The organism is Paenibacillus sp. R14(2021) (assembly GCF_019431355.1).
In the GTDB taxonomy this organism is placed as follows: Bacteria; Bacillota; Bacilli; order Paenibacillales; family Paenibacillaceae; genus Paenibacillus_Z.
This window is the reverse complement of record NZ_CP080269.1, coordinates 3,158,426-3,178,871: the sequence shown is the minus strand read 5'-3', so window position 1 is coordinate 3,178,871 and position 20,446 is coordinate 3,158,426. Positions and strand designations below refer to the sequence as shown.

Genomic DNA, 20,446 nt, shown 5'->3' with positions numbered 1-20,446 from the left:
CTAACCGGAGCAGGAGCGAATGAAGCGTGAAGGTGATGGTAATCCCCTTGATCAGCGCATGATCAAGGGGATTAAATCTTTATTTTGCCATATTTCCGTCTTGCGGCTCCGCGATGCATTGTTTTTTAAGAAAAGGGACTGTAATATGAAGTGCGATGGGTTGTCGAAGAAACGTTTAGGAGGGATGTTCGATGAAAAACGATAACCAGGGACCTCATATACCGTTGGATGCTCATCTGTGTTTTTCGTTATATGCGTGCTCGAGAGCGATTTTCCGAATGTATCGGCCGTTGCTCGACGATTTGGACTTAACCTATCCTCAATACCTGGTGCTGCTTGCGCTATGGGAGCATGAGACGATGTCGGTCAAAGATTTGGGCGACCAGTTGGTCTTGGACTCCGGCACGCTGACTCCGATGCTGAAACGAATGGAAGCCGCGGGACTTGTCCGGCGGGAGCGTTCGAAGGAAGACGAGCGGGTCCTGCATATCCGGATCACCGACAAAGGGATTTCGCTCAAAGATCAATCGACGTGCGTTCCGCTGTCGCTTCTTGAGGCTAGCGGGATGACCGAAGAGGAAATCGGCGTGCTGAACGGGGCGATTAAGAAGCTGCTTCATCAGGTCAACGAAAAATCCATAGGAAAATAACATCCCCTCACGGAAGATCGTGCAAACAGGGTTCATGCTAGCATGAATTCGGCATTGTCGACCGGAGGGGATTTGTTTTGGTGCTTGGGAGAAGCGCGAATCTATTTATCCATTTTGTGCTATTCATGGAAATGATATAGTAGAACAGTCTCCGAGTTCAGACCTGTGCTGCAGCTATATTCCCTGAGAGCGAGCACATTGCAGCAATCCATAAATTCTAGCACTACATAGGAGGCGTACAAAGATGGCCGAAATTCTACTGCTTCACCACGCACTGGGACTGACTGAAGGCATGCACGATTTCGCCGGCAAGCTTAGGGAAGCCGGGCATACGGTCCACCTGCCCGACCTTTTCGAAGGCTGCGTGTTTGACACAGTCGAGGACGGCCTGGCTTACGCCCAATCGGTTGGATTCGAAGCGATCATCGAACGCGGTGTACGCGCGGCGAGCGCGCTTCCGCAAGAGATCGTCTATGCTGGGTTTTCGCTAGGGGTATTGGCGGCACAGAAGCTTGCCCAGACCCGCGAAGACACCCGCGGCGCGCTGTTCTTCTACTCCTGCGTCCCGACGTCGATGTTTGGATCCCCATGGCCGGTAGACCTGCCGGTGCAGATTCATGGCATGGACGCAGATCCCTATTTCGTTGGTGAAGGCGACATTGAGGCGGCGCGCGAGATCGTGGCGTCGGCGAAGCATGCCGAGCTCTTCTTGTACCCGGGCGATCAGCACTACTTCGCCGACAGCAGCTTGTCGTCGTATGACGCCGAGGCGACGGCGCTGCTGCTCAAGCGCGTGCTCGCATTCCTTGCCAAGTAACGTTTCAAGTGAAATTCAGAGTCCTAGTCCGTTCCAGCGGGCAGGACCCTGCAATCATTTAGCGAATACATCTTGATACAGATTGTTCCATTTCTATGCGGCAAATAGGAGTGATAGTTGATGAGCATGGAGAACTCCGCAGTCAACGCCATGTACAGGGAAGCAATGCACGCGTTCGTGGAGAAGGCGCGGAACGATGACCAGATCATCGCCGCCATTTTGCTGGGCAGCCTTTCGTACGACCAGGTGTGGGAGAAATCCGATATCGACATGAAGCTGATTGTACATGATCAGAAGCTGGTCAAGCGCGATATGTGTTTTTCTGAGAACGGTATCACGATTAACACAAGCATCCAAACCCGCGATGAATTCAAGCGTTGGGTAGAGAAATCAGTGTCCACCTCGTTCAGTCATTCCTATCTGCTTCGGGGGACGCTGCTGTTCACGAAGGATAAGTCGCTGGAGGATTATTTCGAAAATATCAGCTACATCGGCGAGCGTGACCGGCAGCTTCAGCTCCTGCAGCTGGGCTGTTTTGCGCTTGCCGGCCTCGCCAAAGCGGAGAAGTGGCTGTACGTCAAGAAAGACGAGCTGTACAGCGCGTTTTGGATGATCAAAATGATCGATACGCTGGCGCAAATTGAAGTGATTCGCAATGGCGAAGTACCGATGCGCGAAGCGGTGCAGCAGGCGATGGCGTTCAATTCGGATTTCTTTCGGAACGTATATACCGGGCTGGTCGGTGGCGCGGCAGACAAAACGAAGGTTGAAGCAGCGCTCGTACGCATCGTTCAGTTCGTGCAGGAGCGGGAGCTGGAGTTGTTCCGTCCGATCATCGATTACTTGAAGCAGGAGCAGGATATCCGCTCGATCTCCGAAATGGCGGAGAAGCTGGGAACGATCATCAGGTTCGATGCGGGGACACTCGAGATGGCGTGCAGCTGGCTTGTTAACCGCGGTTATCTGCTGCTGTTCCCTGCCCAAGCGAAGGCAACGCCAAGAAGCAGGGTGTATTTGGAAGAGCCGGCCTACATGCTTGAGGAAAACGAGTTTACCTAATTCAAAGGAGTGGCTTCCAGCGATGAAAACAAGCATCGAGGTCAGAGGCGCCAGGCAGAACAATCTCAAAAATATCGACGTCAACATTCCGCGGGATAAGCTGACGGTTATTACCGGAGTGAGCGGCTCCGGCAAATCCTCGCTCGCGTTCGAGGTCATTTACGGCGAAGGGCAGCGCCGCTTTCTTGAATCGCTGTCCACGTTCGCCAAGAGCCGCATGAACCAGTTGAAGAAGCCGGACGTCGATTTTGTGTTCGGTCTGTCTCCGGTCATCGCAATCGAGCAGAAGAAGGGGAACGCCAACCCGCGCTCCACGGTCGGGACGATGACAGACTTGTATGATTTTCTCCGGCTCTTGTTTGCTTCCTCCGGTGAAGCGTGCTGCCCGTTCTGCCAGCATCCGATCGCGGCGAAGTCGGTCAATCAAATGATCGACCATGTGCAGACCTTGCCTGCGGGAACGGAGCTCGAGGTGCTTGCTCCCATCTTCAAGCTGTACGACGAGGATTACCAGACGCTGTTCGACGAGATTCGGAGCAAAGGCTTCCGCTCCGTCAAAATCGACGGAACGATTCATAACCTGAGCGATCCGCTTGAGCTGGACGATGAAGCGGATTACCAGATGGAGGTCATTGTCGATAAGGCGGTCGTAACGCCGGCGCTTTTTAAAGCGCTTACCAAAACAATTGAGAACAGCTTGGAGCTGGTGGGCGAAGGCTTTATCCGTTTCGAGGTCACGCATGCAGGCGGAGACAAGCCGATCGACATGGACGCGTTTTACCGGAATTTCGGCTGCCCGAAGCATCATCTTGTGATCGGAGAGCTGCATCCGTCTTATTTCTCCTTCAACGATCCGGGCAGCGCGTGCCGGACATGCGGGGGAATCGGCACCTACATGCGGACAGAGAAGCGGTTTTTGGTCAAGAGCCCGGAGAAAAGCGTCAGCAAGGGCGCGCTCGACCACAATATATACGGCCCCAGTACGAAGAAATCGTACCGGGGCATGCTCTTCCACAGCCTATTCGCGCACTACGGACACAGCCTCGACACCCCGTTTCGCGAATTGCCGGAAGACTTCGTCGATCGATTATTTCACGGCACCCGGGGCGAGCCGTTTCCGATTCTAGTGACGGAAGATCATCCTCGTCACGCCCAGAGTCAAGCCGGCAAGCCGCGAAAGTACGGCGGACTCGTGAGCGAGGTGAACCGGTGGTACAAGTGGCATGTGAAGAAGAGAGGCGGAAACGGCGGCGGGGACAGTGACTTCTTCAAAAGGGTGATGGTCGAGCATACGTGTCCGGACTGCGACGGCAAGAAGCTCAAATCCCAGCGGTTTTGCGTGCGTATCGGCGGCCGGGATATTCATGAGCTGTGCAGCGTGCCGCTGAAGGAGCTGCAAACGTTCTTGGACCGCGCCGCATTTTCGGAAGAGAAGAGGCAGGTGGCCGGGCAAATCGCCGGAGAAATCCAGTCGAGGCTTGCGCTGCTCATCGATATCGGGCTCGAGTATTTGAATTTGGGCCGAAGATCGGACACGATATCGGGCGGAGAGGCGCAGCGTATCCGTTTGTCCACGCAGATCAGCTCCGGTCTAATGGGGATGCTCTATGTGCTTGATGAACCGAGCATCGGACTGCATGCCAGGGACAGCGCCAGGATCGTGCAGACACTTCAAAAGCTGCGCGACATCGGCAACACGATCATCGTCGTCGAGCACGATATTGATACGATGCTCAGCGCGGATCATATCATCGAAATCGGACCTGGGCCTGGCGACCACGGCGGCCGGATCATCGCGCAGGGTACGGCCGCACAGCTGCGGCGGACGAAGGAATCGCTGACCGGCGCCTTCCTCTCCGGCGCAAGGCGCATTGACGTGCCTGCCCAGCGGAGAACGCCTTCTGGCTTGGCGCTGCGTATCAAGGGTGCGAGAGCAAACAATCTTCGTCACGTGAGCGTGAGTATTCCCCTTGGCGTCATGACCTGCGTGACCGGCGTTTCCGGCTCCGGCAAAAGCACGCTGATTAACGAGGTACTGTACAAGCAGCTGTATGCCCATTTTCATGACCAGCGGATTGTGCCGGGCGAGCATGATTCGATCGAAGGCTTCGAACACTTGACGGGCATCATCAACATCGACCAGTCGCCGATCGGCCGGAGCACGCGCTCTAATCCAGCGACGTACGTCGGGTTCTTCGACCGAATCCGCGAGCTGTTCGCGGAAACAGAGGAGGCGGGCGCACGCGGACTCGGCAAGAACGAATTCAGCTTCAATCAGAAAAGCGGCCGCTGCGAGCATTGCCAGGGCGAAGGTATTGTCACAACGCAGCTTCAGTTCATGCCCGACATTGAATCGGTGTGCCCATCCTGTAAAGGAGCCCGGTTCAACAATGACGTGCTGGAAGTGACGTTAAACGGGAAGAACATCGCACAGGTGCTCGATATGAGCATCGAGGAGGCGGTATCGTTTTTCAGCGGGCAGCCGTACGTTGTGCACAAATTGAACGTGCTCCATCAGCTGGGCCTCGGCTACCTCAAGCTCGGCCAATCGTCCACGACGCTCTCCGGCGGCGAAGCGCAGCGAATAAAGCTGGCGACGGAGATCAGCAAGCTGAAGCGAGGCTCGCATAACCTGTATATTCTCGACGAACCGACGACCGGGCTGCACCTGCACGATATTCAGAAGCTGATCGACTGCATGAACCAGCTGGTGGACAACGGACATTCCGTGCTTGTCATCGAGCATCATTTGGACGTCATTAAAGTGTCCGATTATGTAATCGATATGGGGCCGGATGGAGGTAAAGACGGAGGAACCGTCGTCGCACAGGGTACGCCGGAGCAGGTGGCAGCAGTCGCTGCGTCGCATACCGGGCGTTTCTTGAAATCCGTGTTAGTGACGGATAATCGGTATTGGCAGCAGGTGCCGCAAACGAACGCTTAAGCCGTTCTTCATTCACCCCAACACTTCACGAGTTGGTGCGTTTTCTATTATGTACGGCAATTCAATAGGGTATGGGAGGAATTGCAATGGAAGAGGTACAAGAAACGGGAACTGTCATCGAGAACGTAGGTGTGCTTGAATTAATAGAAATAAAGCCCGAAGCTTTGGAAGCCGTGACGCTCATTCAAAACGTCGGCCTTATTCTGGTGACTGAATCGCTGAGCGGCGCATTGCTGAGCATTCCACAGAGGAACGTCGGCATGACGATTACGCTTCCATCGACAGAAGGAAAAGTCAAAATGGTGACCGGCCAGGTTACGGTGAGCGGCGATTTATTTGCGAACCGTCAAGGATCGCCTCAAGACATTCTGGTCATCTCGGGACAAATTGTGCTCACTTCGATGATCGAGCAGGTAGGTTTCAAGGAAGTTATCGTGGTCGGTCAATTGATTGCTCCGAAAAAAGCAGAAAACGACTTGGCCGCCGCCGTCACGCGGTTGGTGGGTCAAATCGCGTACTATTCGGCGGAGACGCCGAGGCTGTTCATTGGGGAGGACACCTTCTCCAAGGCGTTCTTCGACTTCATCGACGACAAGCTGGCGATGGTGCTGATCGGGTCGTTCGAACTCGATGCGGATGTCGATGCGGCGACGCTGAAGCAGAAGGTATCGGAAATCGTCTTGATCGGTGATCTGAAAGCGCCGAAGGAGCTGGTCCCGCTGCTCCAATATCTGGCCGTCACGAAATTAGGTTCGATCAGCGCTAAAGACACGACAGCGATTCAAAGCTAACGATGAAGCAGCAGTTGTTCCATACGATGTATTGCGGCTATGCCAATCAAGTCTATGCGTACCTGCTGGGGCGAACCAGCAGCAAGTCGGAAGCCGAGGATCTGCTGCATGATGTGTTTCTTCGCATATGGAACCGGATAGAAACCGTCGAACGGATTCCCGAGGACCAGCGGCTGTACTGGATATTTTCCATTGCGGCGAACCGGGCGAAGGACTACTACCGCAATTCCGCCAGCCGGAAGAAGATGGAGAGCAGGATCCAGAGCGAGTACCAGGGCATTTCCACTGGAGATTTGTCTTCGCTCTTGGCGGTGCGCGAGCAGGTTGACGAGCTGGAGACGGCCATCCGCGGTTTGCCGGAGGAGCTCAGGTACATGCTCACGATGAAGGCCGTCGGCGGGATGAACAGCAATGAGATCGGTGCTGCGCTCGGCATGCCCGCCGGAACAGTGCGCTATAAGCTGTCTCAAGCCCGCGGGCTCCTCGCCAGACGGCTGGGATTGCTAGAATCCGAGGACACATTAGGAAGGAGGGCGACCCGTGAATAACGAAACGGACTGGCGTTCGCTGCCTATTGCTGCGGAACAGAGACTGGATGAACTGCTGGACGTTTGGGCGGCGCAAGCACGTTTGAAGCCGGAGCGCGGAGAGGCCATCTTCGAACATTTCTTTGTCATTGAGAAGGATTTGGGCTATGAATGGTGGAAGCAGCTGTTTGATGGTATTTCATTCCATCCAGCGAAGATGTTTTCGAAATTCGTGTTTACCCAGGCCTGAGAAAACCGAGCAGCGGCAGGCTGATGGAACAGCGCGCAACAGTTGAATGCATGCAAAAAGCTGCCGGCTTGTGCCGGCAGCTTTTGTTATTAGCGCAGATTGGCTTTCGTTCAAAGCCGGAGCTTTGAATGAAGTATTCTGCGGCGCAGATTGGCTTTCGTTCAAAGACGTTGAAAGCAGATAAGGCTTAGCGCCCGCGCTGCTCGAACAGCTTTGCGATCTCGACGATGACTTCCGTCGCCTTGACCATCGTATCGAGCGACACGTACTCGAACTTGCCATGGAAGTTCTCGCCGCCGGCGAAGATATTCGGGGTCGGCAGTCCCATGTACGACAGCTGGGAGCCGTCCGTTCCGCCGCGAATGGGCTTGACGATCGGCGCGATGCCGAGATTCGTCATCGCTTCGTGCGCGACGTTGACGATGAATTTCACCGGCTCGATTTTCTCGCCCATGTTGTAGTACTGATCCTTCATTTCGAACACGATGCGCTCATCCCCGTACGTTTGGCGGAATTCGGCCACAATCGCGGACAATACAGCTTTGCGGTTCGCGAAGCTCGCTTTATCGTGGTCGCGGATGATATACACGAGCTTTGTCTGCTCCGCGCTGCCTTGAATCGTGATCAAATGATAGAAGCCCTCGTACCCTTCGGTAAACTCTGGCGCTTCTTCCGCCGGCAGCCGGCCATGCAGCGCCATCGCGATTTTGGAGGAATGAACCATTTTGCCTTTGGCGGTGCCGGGGTGAACGTTCACGCCTTTGACCGTAATGACGGCCTGCGCGGCGTTGAAGCTCTCGAATTCCAGCTCGCCGAGCGGGCCGCCGTCCATCGTATAAGCGAAGTCCGCGCCGAAGGCTGGGACGTCGAATTTGTGCGCGCCGCGGCCGATTTCTTCATCCGGCGTGAAGGCAACGCGAATGCGGCCGTGCTTGATTTCGGGATGCTTAACGAGGTAGGCCATGGCGGTCACGATCTCGGTAATGCCCGCTTTGTCGTCGGCGCCGAGCAGCGTCGTTCCGTCCGTCGTGATCAGCGTCTGGCCCTTGTATCCCGTCAGCTCGGGGAATTCGCGCGGCGAAAGCACGATACCGAGCTCTCGGTTCAGCATGATGTCACCGCCGTCATAGCTCTCGACGACCTGACGCTTCACGCCGTCGCCGGTGAAGTCCGTCGCGGTATCCATATGGGAGATGAAGCCGATCGTCGGCACGTCGCGGTCCGTATTCGCAGGCAGCGTCCCCATGACGTAGCCGTTCTCGTCGAGCGTCACGTCCTCAAGCCCGATCTGCTTCAGCTCCGCCTCAAGAAGCCGCGCGAGTGTCCATTGTCCTGCCGTGGATGGGCAGGTGTCGCTCTCTTCATCGGACTGTGTGTTGATCTCTATGTAAGAGGTGAAACGCTTCAAAATTTCGTCTTTCATACGGGCACACTCCTTGCGTTTAGATTCCATTCCCATAGTACCACAAGTTATAATGAACGTATAAGAGCGGAATCGGTTACCATCTCTTCTATCATTCTATCAGGCAAGGGAGTGCTAGGTTTGAGCTATCTTCAGCCTTATTTTCGCCGCTTCGGCAAGCCGTTCGCGGCGGCGATTCTGTTCCTGACGCTGGAAGCGCTATGCGATCTTCTCCAGCCGACGCTGATGTCGCGCATCATCGATGTCGGGGTTGCAAACAAGCAGTTGAGCGAGGTCGTCCGTTACGGCGGTTTCATGCTGCTTATTACCGCTTTCGGAGCGGTGGCAGCATCGATCCGCAATGTCATTTCCAGCCACGTATCGCTCAACTTCGGCACCCGGCTGCGCTCAGATCTATTTCGACGTATCCAGACGCTGAGCACGGGCAGTATCGACAAGTTCGACCGCGCGTCTCTGGTCACTCGCCTGACCAATGACGTGACTCAGATGCAGAACTTCACGAACGGACTCATGCGTATTTTCGTCAAATCGCCGCTTATTTGCCTGGGCAGCTTAATTATGGCTGTGCGGCTCAATCCGCCGCTGTCCTTAGTGCTGGCCGTCGTCGTTCCCATGGTGGCGGTGCTGATCGTCGTCAATATGCGCATCGGTTTTCCGTTGTTCTCGCGCGTACAAGGGTCGCTTGACCGGCTGAACGGCGTATCGCGGGAATATCTCTCCGGCGTGCGCGTTGTCAAAGCATTCAACCGATTCGATTACGAGACGGAGAAGTTCGCTGGCGTCAATGACGACTACCAGGAGGCGTCTTCCCGTGCCATGCGGATGATGTCGGTCTTCAGCCCGGCCATTATGCTGACGGTCAATTTCGGCATCGCCGCCGTCATATGGATCGGGGGGCTGCGGGTCGATCAAGGCCATATGCAGGTCGGGCATATTATTGCATTCATCAATTATATGACCCAGATTCTGTTCTCCCTGCTCATGATCTCCAACGTGTTCAACTTGTTCGTCCGGGCCAAAGCTTCTTCGGAGCGGATCGGCGAGGTGTTCGCCGAGCAGGATGCGATGACTTGGGGCGTCAAGGAGCCGAGCGAGCCGCATGCGGCAGGAAGCATTGCGTTCAAGGGAGTCTCCTTCGCTTACGGCGGGACGGATTCGGTGCTTCGCGACATTACATTGAACTGCAGGCCTGGCGAGACGGTCGGGATCATCGGCTCCACGGGAGCGGGGAAAAGCACGCTTGTCAATCTCATTCCGAGGCTTTACGACGCGGCTTCGGGCACGGTGGAAGTGGACGGCATCGATGTCCGCGAAGTCGATCCGAAGCGGCTGCGGGAGCGAATCGCGATCGTCCCGCAGAAGACGGTGCTGTTCACCGGCACGATTCGGGACAACCTGCTCTGGGGCAAGGAAGACGCGACGGAAGAAGAGATGGTTCATGCGGCGAAGATGGCGCAGGCCCACGATTTCATCGAGGCGTGCCCGGAAGGCTACGACACGAAGCTCGGACAGGGCGGCGTTAACCTGTCGGGCGGCCAGAAGCAGCGGCTGTCCATTGCCAGAGCGCTCGTGCGGCGGCCGTCGATCCTGATTCTCGACGACTGCACGAGCGCCGTCGATGCCGCGACCGAATCGCATATTAAAAGGGCACTGAGGGAGTATGCCGAAGGGCTGACCTGCCTGCTGATCGCCCAGCGCATGACGTCCGTCATGGATGCGGACCGGATCGTCGTGCTCGACAACGGCGAAATCGTGGGCCATGGCAAGCATGACGAGCTGATGCGGGAGTGCCGGGCCTATCAGGAAATCTATCGGTCGCAGACCGGCAAGGAGGCATCGGCCAATGTCTGAGGATAACGCGAAGAAAGAGCGGCCCTCCGGCTCCGCTTCGGAGACGCCGATGCCTGCTTTGAACGTGCCGGGCCGAGGTATAAATCCGGGACGCGGAGGTCCTGTCGTCAAACCGAAGAACATCAAGGCGACTCTGGGACGGCTTTGGACGTATTTCGGCAACGAGCGAAAATTGCTTACCGTCATCTTCTCCGTTGTGCTGGTGGATTCGTTCATCATGCTCGCCGCGCCTTATCTGATCGGCGCCTCGATTGATGCGATGTCGGCGACGAGCGCGGGAACCGTCGATTTCGGCGCGCTTGAGCTAGCGCTGCTTGCGCTGGTCGTCTCCTATATCGCCGACGGCGGATTGACGCTGCTGCAGGGCTGGCTCATGGCGGGCGTCTCGCAGCGAATCGTCGGCCGGCTGCGAACCTCGCTTTTCGATAAGCTGCACAAGCTGCCGATCCGTTTTTTCGACACGAGGACGCATGGCGAACTGATGAGCCGGATGTCCAATGATATCGACAACGTCAGCAGCACGGTCGCACAGTCGGCCGCGCAGGTGATGACGGGCTCGATCTCCATCGTCGGCGCGCTCGTTATGATGCTTATCCTCAGCCCATGGCTGACGCTTGCAAGCCTGATCACGGTACCGGCCGTGTTCTGGCTCACCCGTTCAATCGCCCGATCCACGGCGCCGCTGTTCAAAGAACAGCAGCGAAAGCTCGGCATGCTGAACGGTCACGTCGAAGAGACGATTTCCGCCATCGGCATTGTCAAAGCGTTCAATCGCGAGGAGAAAACGATCGCCCAGTTCGACGCGGTGAACGACGAGCTGTGCAGCATCGGCACGAAGGCGCAGATTCGCTCGGGCTTTCTCATGCCGATCATGAACGTCATCAACAACCTTGGATTCGCGGCCGTGGCCATCGTCGGCGGCTTGCTGGCGGTGAACGGCCATATTACCGTCGGCGTGATCGCGAGCTTCCTCAGCTATTCCCGTCAATTTGTCCGGCCGCTCATTGAGCTTGCGAACTTGTTCAACGTATTGCAGTCCGGCATCGCGGGAGCGGAGCGGGTATTCGAAGTGCTGGACGAGGAAGAGGAGTCGGCCGACCCGCCTGGAGCCGTGCCGCTCGTCAATCCGCGCGGCCGGGTCGTCTTCGACAACGTATCGTTCGGCTACCGGACGGATACGCCGATCCTGCGCGGCGTGAGCTTCGATTCGGCGGAAGGCACAAGCACGGCGCTCATCGGGCCGACAGGAGCGGGGAAGACGACAATCGTCAGCTTGCTTACGCGGTTCTATGATGTGACGGGCGGCTCCATCACCATTGACGGACGGGATATTCGCGGCTACACGAAAGACAGTCTGCGGCGGGCGTTCGGCATCGTGCTGCAGGACACGTATCTGTTCGCCGGCACGATTCGGGACAATATTAAGTATGGTCGGCCGGAGGCTTCGGACGAAGAGGTGGAGCGGGCGGCAACGCTTGCGAACGCGGCGTCGTTCATACGAAGGCTGCCGCTTCGGTACGAGACCCTATTGGCCGAGAACGGCGGCAACTTGAGCCAAGGCCAGCGTCAGCTGCTTGCGATCGCTCGGGTTATCTTGGCGGATCCCGCTATTCTCATTCTGGATGAGGCGACCAGCAGCATCGATACGCGAACGGAGCTTCATATCCAGGATGCGCTTCGAGGCGTGCTGCAAGGACGGACGAGCTTCGTTATCGCTCATCGGCTGAATACGATCCGCGATGCCGACAGGATTATGGTCATTGCCAGCGGCAGCATCGTGGAGAGCGGCTCGCACGACGAGCTTATGACCCGGCGGGGCGTCTATTACGACATGTTTACGAACCAGTTCGGCGCGGTTCTAGGAGGATAGCGGGCAGCTGGACTTGGCATTCTCCGAGCTTTTGCGCTACACTTATTCTATGACGTGACAACGATTGGGCGGACGGCGCTGACAAGCGTTTTGCGCCGAGGACCGACATCACGAAACAACTGCCTGATTGTACCCAGCCAAGGGGAAGTCAGGCTTACTTTTTGCATAGCAAAGAAGGAGGATTACATATGAGCAATGCGGTGGAAAACATCTACACAGGCGACTCCAAGGTGCTGCGGTTCTTCGAGGAGCTGTCTCGCATTCCACGGGGGTCGAGCAACGAGAAGGCGATCAGCGATTTTGTCGCGGATTTCGCGCGGGCACGCGGCTGCACGGTCATCCAGGACGATCGGTTCAATCTCATCATCCGGAAGCCGGCTTCGGCTGGCTATGAGGCGGCGCCGACCGTTATTTTCCAAGGCCATCTGGATATGGTCTGCGAGAAAAACAAATCGACGGTTCATGATTTCACCAAGGACCCCATCCGGTTCCGCATCGACGGTGACATGATTTACGCGGAGGGCACGACCCTGGGCGCGGATAACGGCATCGCGGTCGCGGCGGCAATGGCGATCATCGATTCGCCGGATATGGCGCATCCGGAGCTTGAACTGCTGCTGACGACCGAAGAAGAGACGAGCATGGGCGGCGCGTTCCATCTCGATGCCTCGTCCCTCAAGGGCCGAATGATGATCAATTTCGACTCCGACCGGGAGGGCACTCTGTTCGTGAGCAGCGCGGGAGGCGTGAATGCCTACCACATCGTGCAGGCGGCATGGCAGGAAAAAGACGGTTCGCCATACACGATCATCGTTCAAGGCTTGATGGGCGGACATTCCGGCGACGATATCATTCATGAGCGGGGCAACGCGAACAAGGTACTGGGCCGCGTACTGGATGACCTTCGACGCCATACGGCGTTCGGACTTGCAGGCGTAAGCGGCGGCATGAAGGTCAATGCCATTCCGCGCGAAGCCGAGGCAGCGGTTTACTTGAGCGACGAGGGAAAAACAATCGCCGAAGCGCGGATTGCGGAGCTTAACCGGATTCTGAAGGATGAGTATCAGGCCAGCGACAAAGGGGTTGCCGTCGTGCTGCAAGCCGGCTTCGAAGCAAGCGGCGGTCCGTCGGCCGCGGCAGCGGGCCGTGTCTTGACGGAAGCAGCGAAAATGTCCGTCATCCGACTGCTGGCGCTCATCCCGAGCGGCGTGCTGGGCATGGACAAGGCAATTGCGAACCTGGTGCGCACGTCGTCCAATCTGGGCGTCGTGACGACAAGCGAGAAGGAAATCGTCTTCCAAAGCTTGGCGCGCAGCTCCCTGCGCTCGCAAGCCGAGGACGTACTGCGGATCATGGAGACGCTGGCCGAGACAGCGGGCTGCGCCTTCCGTAACGATGCGTATTTCCCAGGCTGGCCGTACCGTGCGGAGTCGAAGCTTCGTCCGGTCTTCCAAGAGGTGTACGCGCGCAAATTCGGCAAGCCGCTTGAGATCAAAGCGATCCATGCAGGCCTCGAATGCGGCATTCTCATCGAGAAACTGCCTGACCTCGACGCGATCTCTTTCGGGCCGGATCTGTTCGACATCCATACGCCGGAGGAGCATCTGTCGATCTCATCCGTGGAACGGACATGGTCCTATCTGCAGGATGTACTGCGAGAGTTGAAGGGGTAAATGGGAGTAAGAGCCGATCAGGCGCGGGTGGATGACAACCGGCGTCAGGGTCGGCTTTTTTGGGTCCTATATTAAGAAATAACTACCGATTGCTCCTGTAAGCGAAGCAAAAAAACCCTTTCGCCAATTGGCGAAAGGGCTTTTCGTACATAATTAAGAGGGCTTCGTCTCCACCCGCAGAATCTGCCAGTCGGTCGATGGCGGCCGGCACACAACGTTGATCTGCTTGCCATCCCAGTCGATAATCTCAATGGCGATGCCGTCGGAGACAGGCAGAATGTGATGAATTTCCCCGCCTGGCAGAAGCTCATTCGCAAGTCCGCTCACGATGGGGATCAGCGCTTCCTCCAGCCAGACCCGTTCCTGATACCAGCGCGGAGTCGGAATAGCGGGCGGATATCCGCTGAGAGGCGCGCCAAGCGCAATTGCCAGCGCTTCTGAAGCATGCGGAAGCTCGCGCCCTTCGCCGATGGCAGCGACAAATCGCAGATACAGCTCGATCGTGCGAATGATCTTCTCATAATCGAGGCTGCCGTTGGCGTACCGAATCTCCACGGTGCCGATGTCATACCAGGCGGCGGCATTGATCCCGCAGCGATGCGACTGCGGGCGGCCTTTGCGGCGAAGCGCACGCTGTCCTGGGTTTCGCACATACGCGGTACGCATCTCTTCCGTCACCGGCAGGCAATAGATCAATCGGTCGCTGCTCATGCCGACAAGGTCGCGAAGCGCATCCTGATGCGCAAGCGCCGCATCGACAATCGGCAGCACCATCGCTTCGCCCCAAGGCTCGATGCCGATGTGCACATGCAGCCCGCAGCTCCAGTTCATCTGCGCGCCCTGCTCGGTCAGCCGGGTCAGCATGATGCGGATTTGCTCACGCTCTTCCCACAGGATCGGCGGCGTCTTCAGCTCGCTGCCGGATTCGGCTCCCGTTTCGTCGATTTGCAGCTCGTCCAGCGACATCTCCCAGTCCGGCAGCAGCGGCAGCTCTGCCGGTTTCCCGCCTATAAATTCAATCTCCACGCCAAATCGAAGTGTTTTCCAGTCTATTTGTTTCGGCCACATGGGCGCACACCCTCTCATTTAAGTTGGTTAACGTAAACGATAACCGGCAGAGAGGGCGGAGCACGGGCTTAGCGGGGGATTTTGATCCGCGGCATCGGGATTCCTCCTATGCGGAAAGTCATTGTGGTCTATTCTATTCGCCTCGTACGCCTAATTTTCCTTGCGGGCATGCCAGTTTTCCGGGAGAACCGCCGAACTTGGCGGTGCTGTAAACGATAAAGCCGGCGACGATAACGAAATACGCGATTAAAGTGTTGTAATGGGTCTAGAACGCCGTCCGTTCCGCGATATACCGATGCAGCTCGGCGATTGGCATCCGCACCTGCGACATCGTATCACGGTTACGCACGGTCACGCAGCCGTCGGTCTCGGAGTCGAAATCATAGGTGATACAGAACGGCGTGCCGATCTCGTCGTGACGGCGGTATCGTTTGCCGATGGAGCCGGCATCGTCGTAATCGACCATGAAGTCGGCTGCCAGCTCGGCGTAGATACGCTGCGCGCCCTCCGCCAGCTTCTTCGACAGCGGGAACACCGCCGCCTTGATCGGCGCAAGCGCCGGATGCAGCCGAAGCACGATACGGCTGTCGCCCTCTTCCAGCTGTTGCTCCTCGTAAGCGTCAATTAGAAAAGCGAGCGTTACACGGTCGGCGCCGAGCGAAGGCTCGATGCAGTACGGAATGTACCGCTCGTTCGTCTCGGGATCGAGCACGCTGAAGTCTTCGCCGGCATGGGCCATATGCTGCTTCAGATCGTAATCCGTCCGGTCCGCGATCCCCCATAGCTCGCCCCAGCCGAACGGGAAACGGTATTCGATATCGGTCGTCGCGTTGCTGTAATGGGACAATTCGTCAGCTTCATGATCGCGCAGGCGGATGCTGTCCGCATGGATGCCAAGGCCGAGCAGCCAGTCTCGGCAGAAGCCGCGCCAGAAGGTGAACCACTGCAGGTCTTCGCCCGGCCTGCAGAAGAACTCCAGCTCCATCTGCTCGAACTCGCGCGTCCGGAACGTAAAGTTGCCGGGCGTGATTTCGTTGCGGAAGCTTTTGCCGATTTGGCCGATGCCGAAGGGCAGCTTCTTGCGCATCGTGCGCTGTACGTTTTTGAAATTAACGAAGATGCCTTGTGCCGTCTCGGGGCGCAAATAAATCTGGTTTGCGCTCGATTCCGTTACGCCCTGGAAGGTTTTGAACATGAGATTGAACTGCCGAATATCGGTGAAATCGCTGCTGCCGCAATCGGGGCAGACGATCGCGTGCTCGTCGATCAGCCCCTTCATCTGCGCGAACGTCATCCCGTCGACAATGACCTCGATTCCCTTGGCGTTCAGGGCGTTCTCGACGATTTTATCCGCGCGGTGGCGGGCTTTACACGATTTGCAGTCGATCATGGGATCGTTGAAATTGCCGACGTGGCCCGATGCGGTCCATACCTGCGGATTCATCAGAATCGCGGCGTCGAGGCCGACGTTGTACGGCGACTGTTGAATGAATTTCTTCCACCATGCGCGCTTGACGTTGTTCTTCAGCTCGACGCCGAGCGGACCATAATCCCACGTGTTTGCGAGCCCGCCGTAAATATCCGACCCCGGGAAAATAAAGCCGCGGTGCTTGGCTAGCGAAACGACCGCCTCCATCGATTTGGGCAGGTTTGCTGCTCCTTCATACGCCTGTTCTCCTTCAAGTTCATGCTCCATCATCAGCCGCTCCTTCGCATCGTTTACTGTCACTCCCGTCAAAAAAAGCCCCCATCTCCAGACATCGCATGACGATGTCCAGGGACGAGAGCTTGCGCACCCGCGGTTCCACCCTAGTTGACGATCTGCAGCAGACCGTCCGCTTTTTGGCTTATGCTCCTTGGCTCCGGACTGCCGTTTCTCTGATGCCTCTCCCGGGCTTGCACGCTCCCCGGATCGCTGTTTAGAAGACCTCTCAGGTACTATTGTCCATCATTGCCTAAAATCCATGTTTTGGATATTTTAGCGCGAAGCTTGGGAAAAAGCAATCGGGAATGTCTTGCGATTGGGAATCACCGCTCCAGCCTGGTTAAGGGATAAGCGTTAGACGCAAATTTGCTAGTCGCTGTCTCCTGCGAGAGAGTGCGAGTACGTACCCGTACGGAACGCGCGGGGCGTAACGCCGACACGCTGCTTGAACGACTTGGACAAATGCGATTCATTGGCGAATCCGCAATAATCCGCGATTTGCGCCAGCTTCAGCGTCGTGGCGGTGAGCAGCTCCTTGGCTTTCTGCAGCCGAAGGTGAAGCAGATGCTGATGCGGCGTCGTGCCGAAATGCTGCGCGAACAACGTGGTGAAATGCGATTCCGAATAGCCGGCATGCTTTGCCATCTCCTCCACCGAGAGCGGCGCGGACAAGCTGTACGAGAGAAACGCGTTCATTTTGCGGGCGAATTGCTGGCCTTCGAAATCAAACGAGCCTGCGCTCCCGCCGTCGTCAAGCAGCAGCAGAAGTAGGTTGGCAGCCAGCGTCTGCACGGTCAGCGCATGGTAGATGTCGTTATGTTTAAAATGCTCGATCATCTGCAGCAGTGTTTCCTTGCAGGCATGCGGCAGCTTGGGCTGCAGAATGACGGGAAGGCGGACGCCGGGAAATGCGTTCAGCTGCGGCTGGAGCAGGCTGCGGTAAGGGTCCAAGTTGGTCTGACCGGGCGTCGTTACGAAGCTTTGCTCCCGCTCCGGATTGTAGAAGAAGTCCAGATGCGCATTCGGCACGACGCAGTCGCCGAAGCCTCGGGTCGTAAACAGCTGCCCGGGCTGAATGAGCGCAAGGCCGCCTTCGTTCAGCTCATAATCCGTGCCTTCAACGGTCAGCACGTAGCGGCCCTTCTCCATGTATAGAAACAAATAGTCCAATAGGAGGCGCTCGCCTTGAAAGAACGGTGGGCTGGTGAAGCGGTAGCAGAGGCGTACGTAAGGTAAAATCGGATAATCGTTCCAGCTGAGCTCCTACATGCGCGGGCAGCTCCTTTCATGCGGTTTGGTATTAGTATAGACCGTTGTTTTTGACAAGTAAATCGAAGCTTTGCATAAAGAATTTATAGGCGAATACGGTAGAATGAAAGCGTGAAACAACGAGCAATAGAGCTGTTTTTTGACAAGAAACGAGCAAAGGGGTAATGGAAATGTTGAATCAACTGGGCGTACCAAAGCATATGAAATCGACGCTCTTTACGGGTGGGGGAAAGGTTGCTATTGTGCAAAAGGAAGTGCCGCAGCCAGGACAGGGGCAGCTGCTCATTCGGACCAAAGCGAACGCGCTTTGCGGTTCCGATAAAGGGTTTTACGTAAACGGATCAGGCGAGCATACGCCAGGTCATGAGATTGCAGGCGTCGTTGCGGCAGCGGGTCCGGAGACAGCGGCCAAGCCGGGAACGCCGGGCGTTGTGTTTCTAATGGATTTCTGCGGCGAATGCCGGAGCTGCAAGCAGGGGCGCACGAATCTGTGCACGGCCAAACGTGCCGACATCGGCTTCTCGCATGATGGCGGATACGGTGAATATGTGCTCATTAGCGAAAATATCTTTTTCCCGATCGATGCGGACCTGTCCTTCTCGGATGCGACGCTGCTGCTGGATATTATGGGCACAGGCGGTCATGCGATCCGCAGAGCTTCGCTTGTTCGCGAGGATATCGAATCTGTGCTGATCGCGGGTGCAGGGCCGATCGGGCTGGGCATTCTGGCCATGGTCAAAATCATACTCGGCGATCAGTGTCCTGTCTATGTGACGGATATGAACGAGTATCGACTGGAGCTGGCAAGTAAGCTCGGCGGCATTCCGGTGCATGCGGGAACGGAGAATTTGGCCGTGCAGCTGAGCGCGGACGGCTTGTCCAGCGTCGATGCGGCGTTCGATTCCAGCGGACAGACGTCCGCCCGGCAGGCTTGCATTCGCCACCTCGGCAAAAGCGGCGTGCTTGTCTGCGTCGGCCATGGCGGCGAAGTCGCGCTGCAAGTATCGCCCGATTTGATCGCACCGGAGCGGACGGTGACGGGGAGCGAATATTTTACGTTCCAGGAGCTGAAGACCAACGCGGTTTACCTGCGCAAGCATCGTGAGTACCTGTCGCAGATCATTACGCACCGGTTCCCTCTCTCGCAGATGCAGGAAGCGTGCGATTTGTTCTTCGGCGGGCAATGCGGCAAAGTAGTCGTGGAGCTGTAACGGTGAAGAGCGGCAACGTTCAATCAACTAAACAGGGACGAAAAACGGAGGCGAAGAAATGGCGGGACGATCTGGAAAAACGAAAGTGGCGTTAATCGGCACGGGAGGGTGGGGCGGGCAGCATGCACGCGTATTGGCGGCGCATCCGGACGTGGAGTTGTGCGCGATTGTCGGGCGGAATCCCGCACGGACGATCGCGAGAGCGGAGCAGTATTCGGCCAATGCTTATACGAATATTAGGGAAATGCTTGACCGGGAGCAGCCGGATCTGGTCAGCTTATGCCTGCCGAACGAAGGGCATTACGCGGCGACGCTTGAGGTGATCGAGGCGGGCTGTCCGCTGCTGGTGGAGAAGCCGCTCGTGTTCGATCTGCGGGAGGCGGACCGGCTGCTGGAGGAAGCGGCGAAGAGGGGACTGTTCTTCGCGATTAATTTCAATCATCGCTATGCTAAGCCGATGCAGCTCGCGAAGGAGCGAATTGACGGGGGAAAGCTGGGCGAACTCGTCTTTGGCTCTTGGCGCTTCGGCGGCGAGGGCGGCAGCCCGGATGCTTCGCCGCACAGCAACCTGATCGAAACCCAGTGTCACGGCTTCGACTCGATGGAGTTTCTAATGGGACGCATCGAATCCGTCACGGCGGAGATGACGGACATCACCGGCAAAGGCTACACCACGATGTCGATCGGGCTCCGGCTCGAGAGCGGCGCCATCGGCAATTTGCTGGGGACGTACGATTCCTCTTACGCCTATTCGGATACGCAGCGGCTTGAGGTTAATGGAACCAAAGGCCGCGTGCTGATCGAGGACACGGTGCGCCGTTTTCAATTCCAAGCGGCCGGCAGCGAGACGGCGGACGTATGGCAGGCCGGTTATTTCAACGACCGCGACCGCGAATTCCACCGGACCTTCGACGCGCATCTCGGCGCGATCCTCGCGGCGTTCCGGGCTGGCGGCCAGCCCCCGGTCCACGCCGAAGCAGGCATGCGCGCGCTGAAGCTTGCACACGCGGCGATCGCGTCCTACGAGAGCGGGAAGCGAGTGCGGGTGCTGGGGTAGGGGAGCCGGATCGGCGCAAGAAGGCTACCTAGTAGCCTACATGGCCGAAAAATCGGCCGAATCGGCGCAAGAAGGCTACCCAGCAGCCTACATGGCCGAAAAATCGGCCGAATCGGCGCAAGAGGGCTACCCAGCAGCCTACATGAGCGGAAAATCGGCCGAATCGGTGCAAAAGGGCTACCCAGTAGCCTACATGGCCGGAAAATCGGTCGAATCGGCGTAAGAAGGCTACCCAGCAGCCTACATGGCCGGAAAATCGGGCGAATCGGCCGAAAAATCGG

18 protein-coding genes are annotated in these 20,446 nt (G+C 57.1%); 14 read left to right on the top strand and 4 right to left on the bottom strand.

Annotation, left to right across the window (positions count from 1 at the left end):
* Positions 1-19: 19 nt before the first annotated feature.
* The 8 genes from KXU80_RS14820 to KXU80_RS14785 all read left to right on the top strand — a co-directional run bounded on the left by KXU80_RS14820 (position 20) and on the right by KXU80_RS14785 (position 7,038).
* A complete protein-coding gene (locus KXU80_RS14820; RefSeq protein ID WP_219839279.1) occupies positions 20-205 on the top strand; it encodes a hypothetical protein in 186 nt (61 codons plus the stop codon).
* On the top strand, positions 192-650 hold the full coding sequence (locus KXU80_RS14815) for a MarR family winged helix-turn-helix transcriptional regulator (RefSeq protein ID WP_219834046.1): 459 nt from the start codon (positions 192-194) through the stop codon (positions 648-650). The genes KXU80_RS14820 and KXU80_RS14815 overlap by 14 nt, the downstream gene beginning before the upstream one ends.
* A gap of 244 nt (positions 651-894) precedes the next feature.
* Positions 895-1,467 (top strand): dienelactone hydrolase family protein, encoded by a 573-nt coding sequence (locus KXU80_RS14810; RefSeq protein WP_219834045.1) that lies wholly within the window; start codon positions 895-897, stop codon positions 1,465-1,467.
* A 120-nt stretch (positions 1,468-1,587) separates the two neighbouring features.
* The gene (locus KXU80_RS14805) at positions 1,588-2,526 is read left to right on the top strand and encodes a hypothetical protein (RefSeq protein ID WP_219834044.1); all 939 of its coding nucleotides are present in this window, start codon (positions 1,588-1,590) and stop codon (positions 2,524-2,526) included.
* 22 nt (positions 2,527-2,548) lie between these two features.
* Positions 2,549-5,470 carry an excinuclease ABC subunit UvrA gene (gene uvrA / locus KXU80_RS14800; RefSeq protein ID WP_219834043.1) on the top strand — a complete coding sequence of 974 codons (2,922 nt, stop codon included), beginning with the start codon at positions 2,549-2,551 and terminating at the stop codon, positions 5,468-5,470.
* Between the two features lie 86 nt (positions 5,471-5,556).
* Positions 5,557-6,261, top strand: a complete 705-nt coding sequence (locus KXU80_RS14795; protein WP_219834042.1) for a hypothetical protein — start codon at positions 5,557-5,559, stop codon at positions 6,259-6,261.
* A gap of 2 nt (positions 6,262-6,263) precedes the next feature.
* The gene (locus tag KXU80_RS14790; RefSeq protein WP_219834041.1) at positions 6,264-6,809 is read left to right on the top strand and encodes an RNA polymerase sigma factor; all 546 of its coding nucleotides are present in this window, start codon (positions 6,264-6,266) and stop codon (positions 6,807-6,809) included.
* Positions 6,802-7,038, top strand: coding sequence for a hypothetical protein (locus KXU80_RS14785; protein ID WP_219834040.1), 237 nt, complete (start codon positions 6,802-6,804; stop codon positions 7,036-7,038). The genes KXU80_RS14790 and KXU80_RS14785 overlap by 8 nt, the downstream gene beginning before the upstream one ends.
* Before the next feature lie 187 nt (positions 7,039-7,225).
* On the opposite strand, the gene pepT is transcribed toward KXU80_RS14785, so the two are convergent.
* Positions 7,226-8,461, bottom strand: a complete 1,236-nt coding sequence (gene pepT, locus KXU80_RS14780) for a peptidase T (protein ID WP_219834039.1) — start codon at positions 8,459-8,461, stop codon at positions 7,226-7,228.
* A 120-nt stretch (positions 8,462-8,581) separates the two neighbouring features.
* Between pepT and KXU80_RS14775 the strand changes: the two genes are divergently transcribed.
* From KXU80_RS14775 to pepD, 3 genes are all read left to right on the top strand, one after another.
* A complete protein-coding gene (locus KXU80_RS14775; RefSeq protein ID WP_219834038.1) occupies positions 8,582-10,312 on the top strand; it encodes an ABC transporter ATP-binding protein in 1,731 nt (576 codons plus the stop codon).
* Between the two features lie 49 nt (positions 10,313-10,361).
* Positions 10,362-12,182: an ABC transporter ATP-binding protein gene (locus KXU80_RS14770; protein WP_258171461.1), complete on the top strand. Its 1,821-nt coding sequence runs from the start codon at positions 10,362-10,364 to the stop codon at positions 12,180-12,182.
* 188 nt (positions 12,183-12,370) lie between these two features.
* Complete coding sequence (pepD, locus tag KXU80_RS14765; protein ID WP_219834036.1) at positions 12,371-13,855, top strand: beta-Ala-His dipeptidase; 1,485 nt, start codon at positions 12,371-12,373, stop codon at positions 13,853-13,855.
* A 153-nt stretch (positions 13,856-14,008) separates the two neighbouring features.
* Here the strand turns inward: pepD and KXU80_RS14760 are convergent, their stop codons facing one another.
* From KXU80_RS14760 to KXU80_RS14750, 3 genes are all read right to left on the bottom strand, one after another.
* Entirely contained in the window at positions 14,009-14,923 is a 915-nt protein-coding gene (locus KXU80_RS14760) for an amidoligase family protein (RefSeq protein ID WP_219834035.1), read from the bottom strand.
* A gap of 265 nt (positions 14,924-15,188) precedes the next feature.
* Positions 15,189-16,559 carry a glycine--tRNA ligase gene (locus tag KXU80_RS14755; protein ID WP_374987789.1) on the bottom strand — a complete coding sequence of 457 codons (1,371 nt, stop codon included), beginning with the start codon at positions 16,557-16,559 and terminating at the stop codon, positions 15,189-15,191.
* Between the two features lie 438 nt (positions 16,560-16,997).
* Positions 16,998-17,798, bottom strand: coding sequence for an AraC family transcriptional regulator (locus KXU80_RS14750; protein WP_219834034.1), 801 nt, complete (start codon positions 17,796-17,798; stop codon positions 16,998-17,000).
* Positions 17,799-18,067: 269 nt separating this feature from the next.
* On the opposite strand from KXU80_RS14750, the gene KXU80_RS14745 reads away from it, so the two are divergent.
* Genes KXU80_RS14745 through KXU80_RS14735 form a run of 3 tightly spaced genes read left to right on the top strand, consistent with a single transcriptional unit; the run spans position 18,068 to position 20,388 of the window.
* Positions 18,068-19,108: an alcohol dehydrogenase catalytic domain-containing protein gene (locus KXU80_RS14745; protein WP_219834033.1), complete on the top strand. Its 1,041-nt coding sequence runs from the start codon at positions 18,068-18,070 to the stop codon at positions 19,106-19,108.
* Positions 19,109-19,166: 58 nt separating this feature from the next.
* Complete coding sequence (locus KXU80_RS14740) at positions 19,167-20,165, top strand: Gfo/Idh/MocA family protein (protein WP_219834032.1); 999 nt, start codon at positions 19,167-19,169, stop codon at positions 20,163-20,165.
* Positions 20,166-20,205: 40 nt separating this feature from the next.
* Entirely contained in the window at positions 20,206-20,388 is a 183-nt protein-coding gene (locus tag KXU80_RS14735; protein ID WP_219834031.1) for a hypothetical protein, read from the top strand.
* Positions 20,389-20,446: the final 58 nt, after the last annotated feature.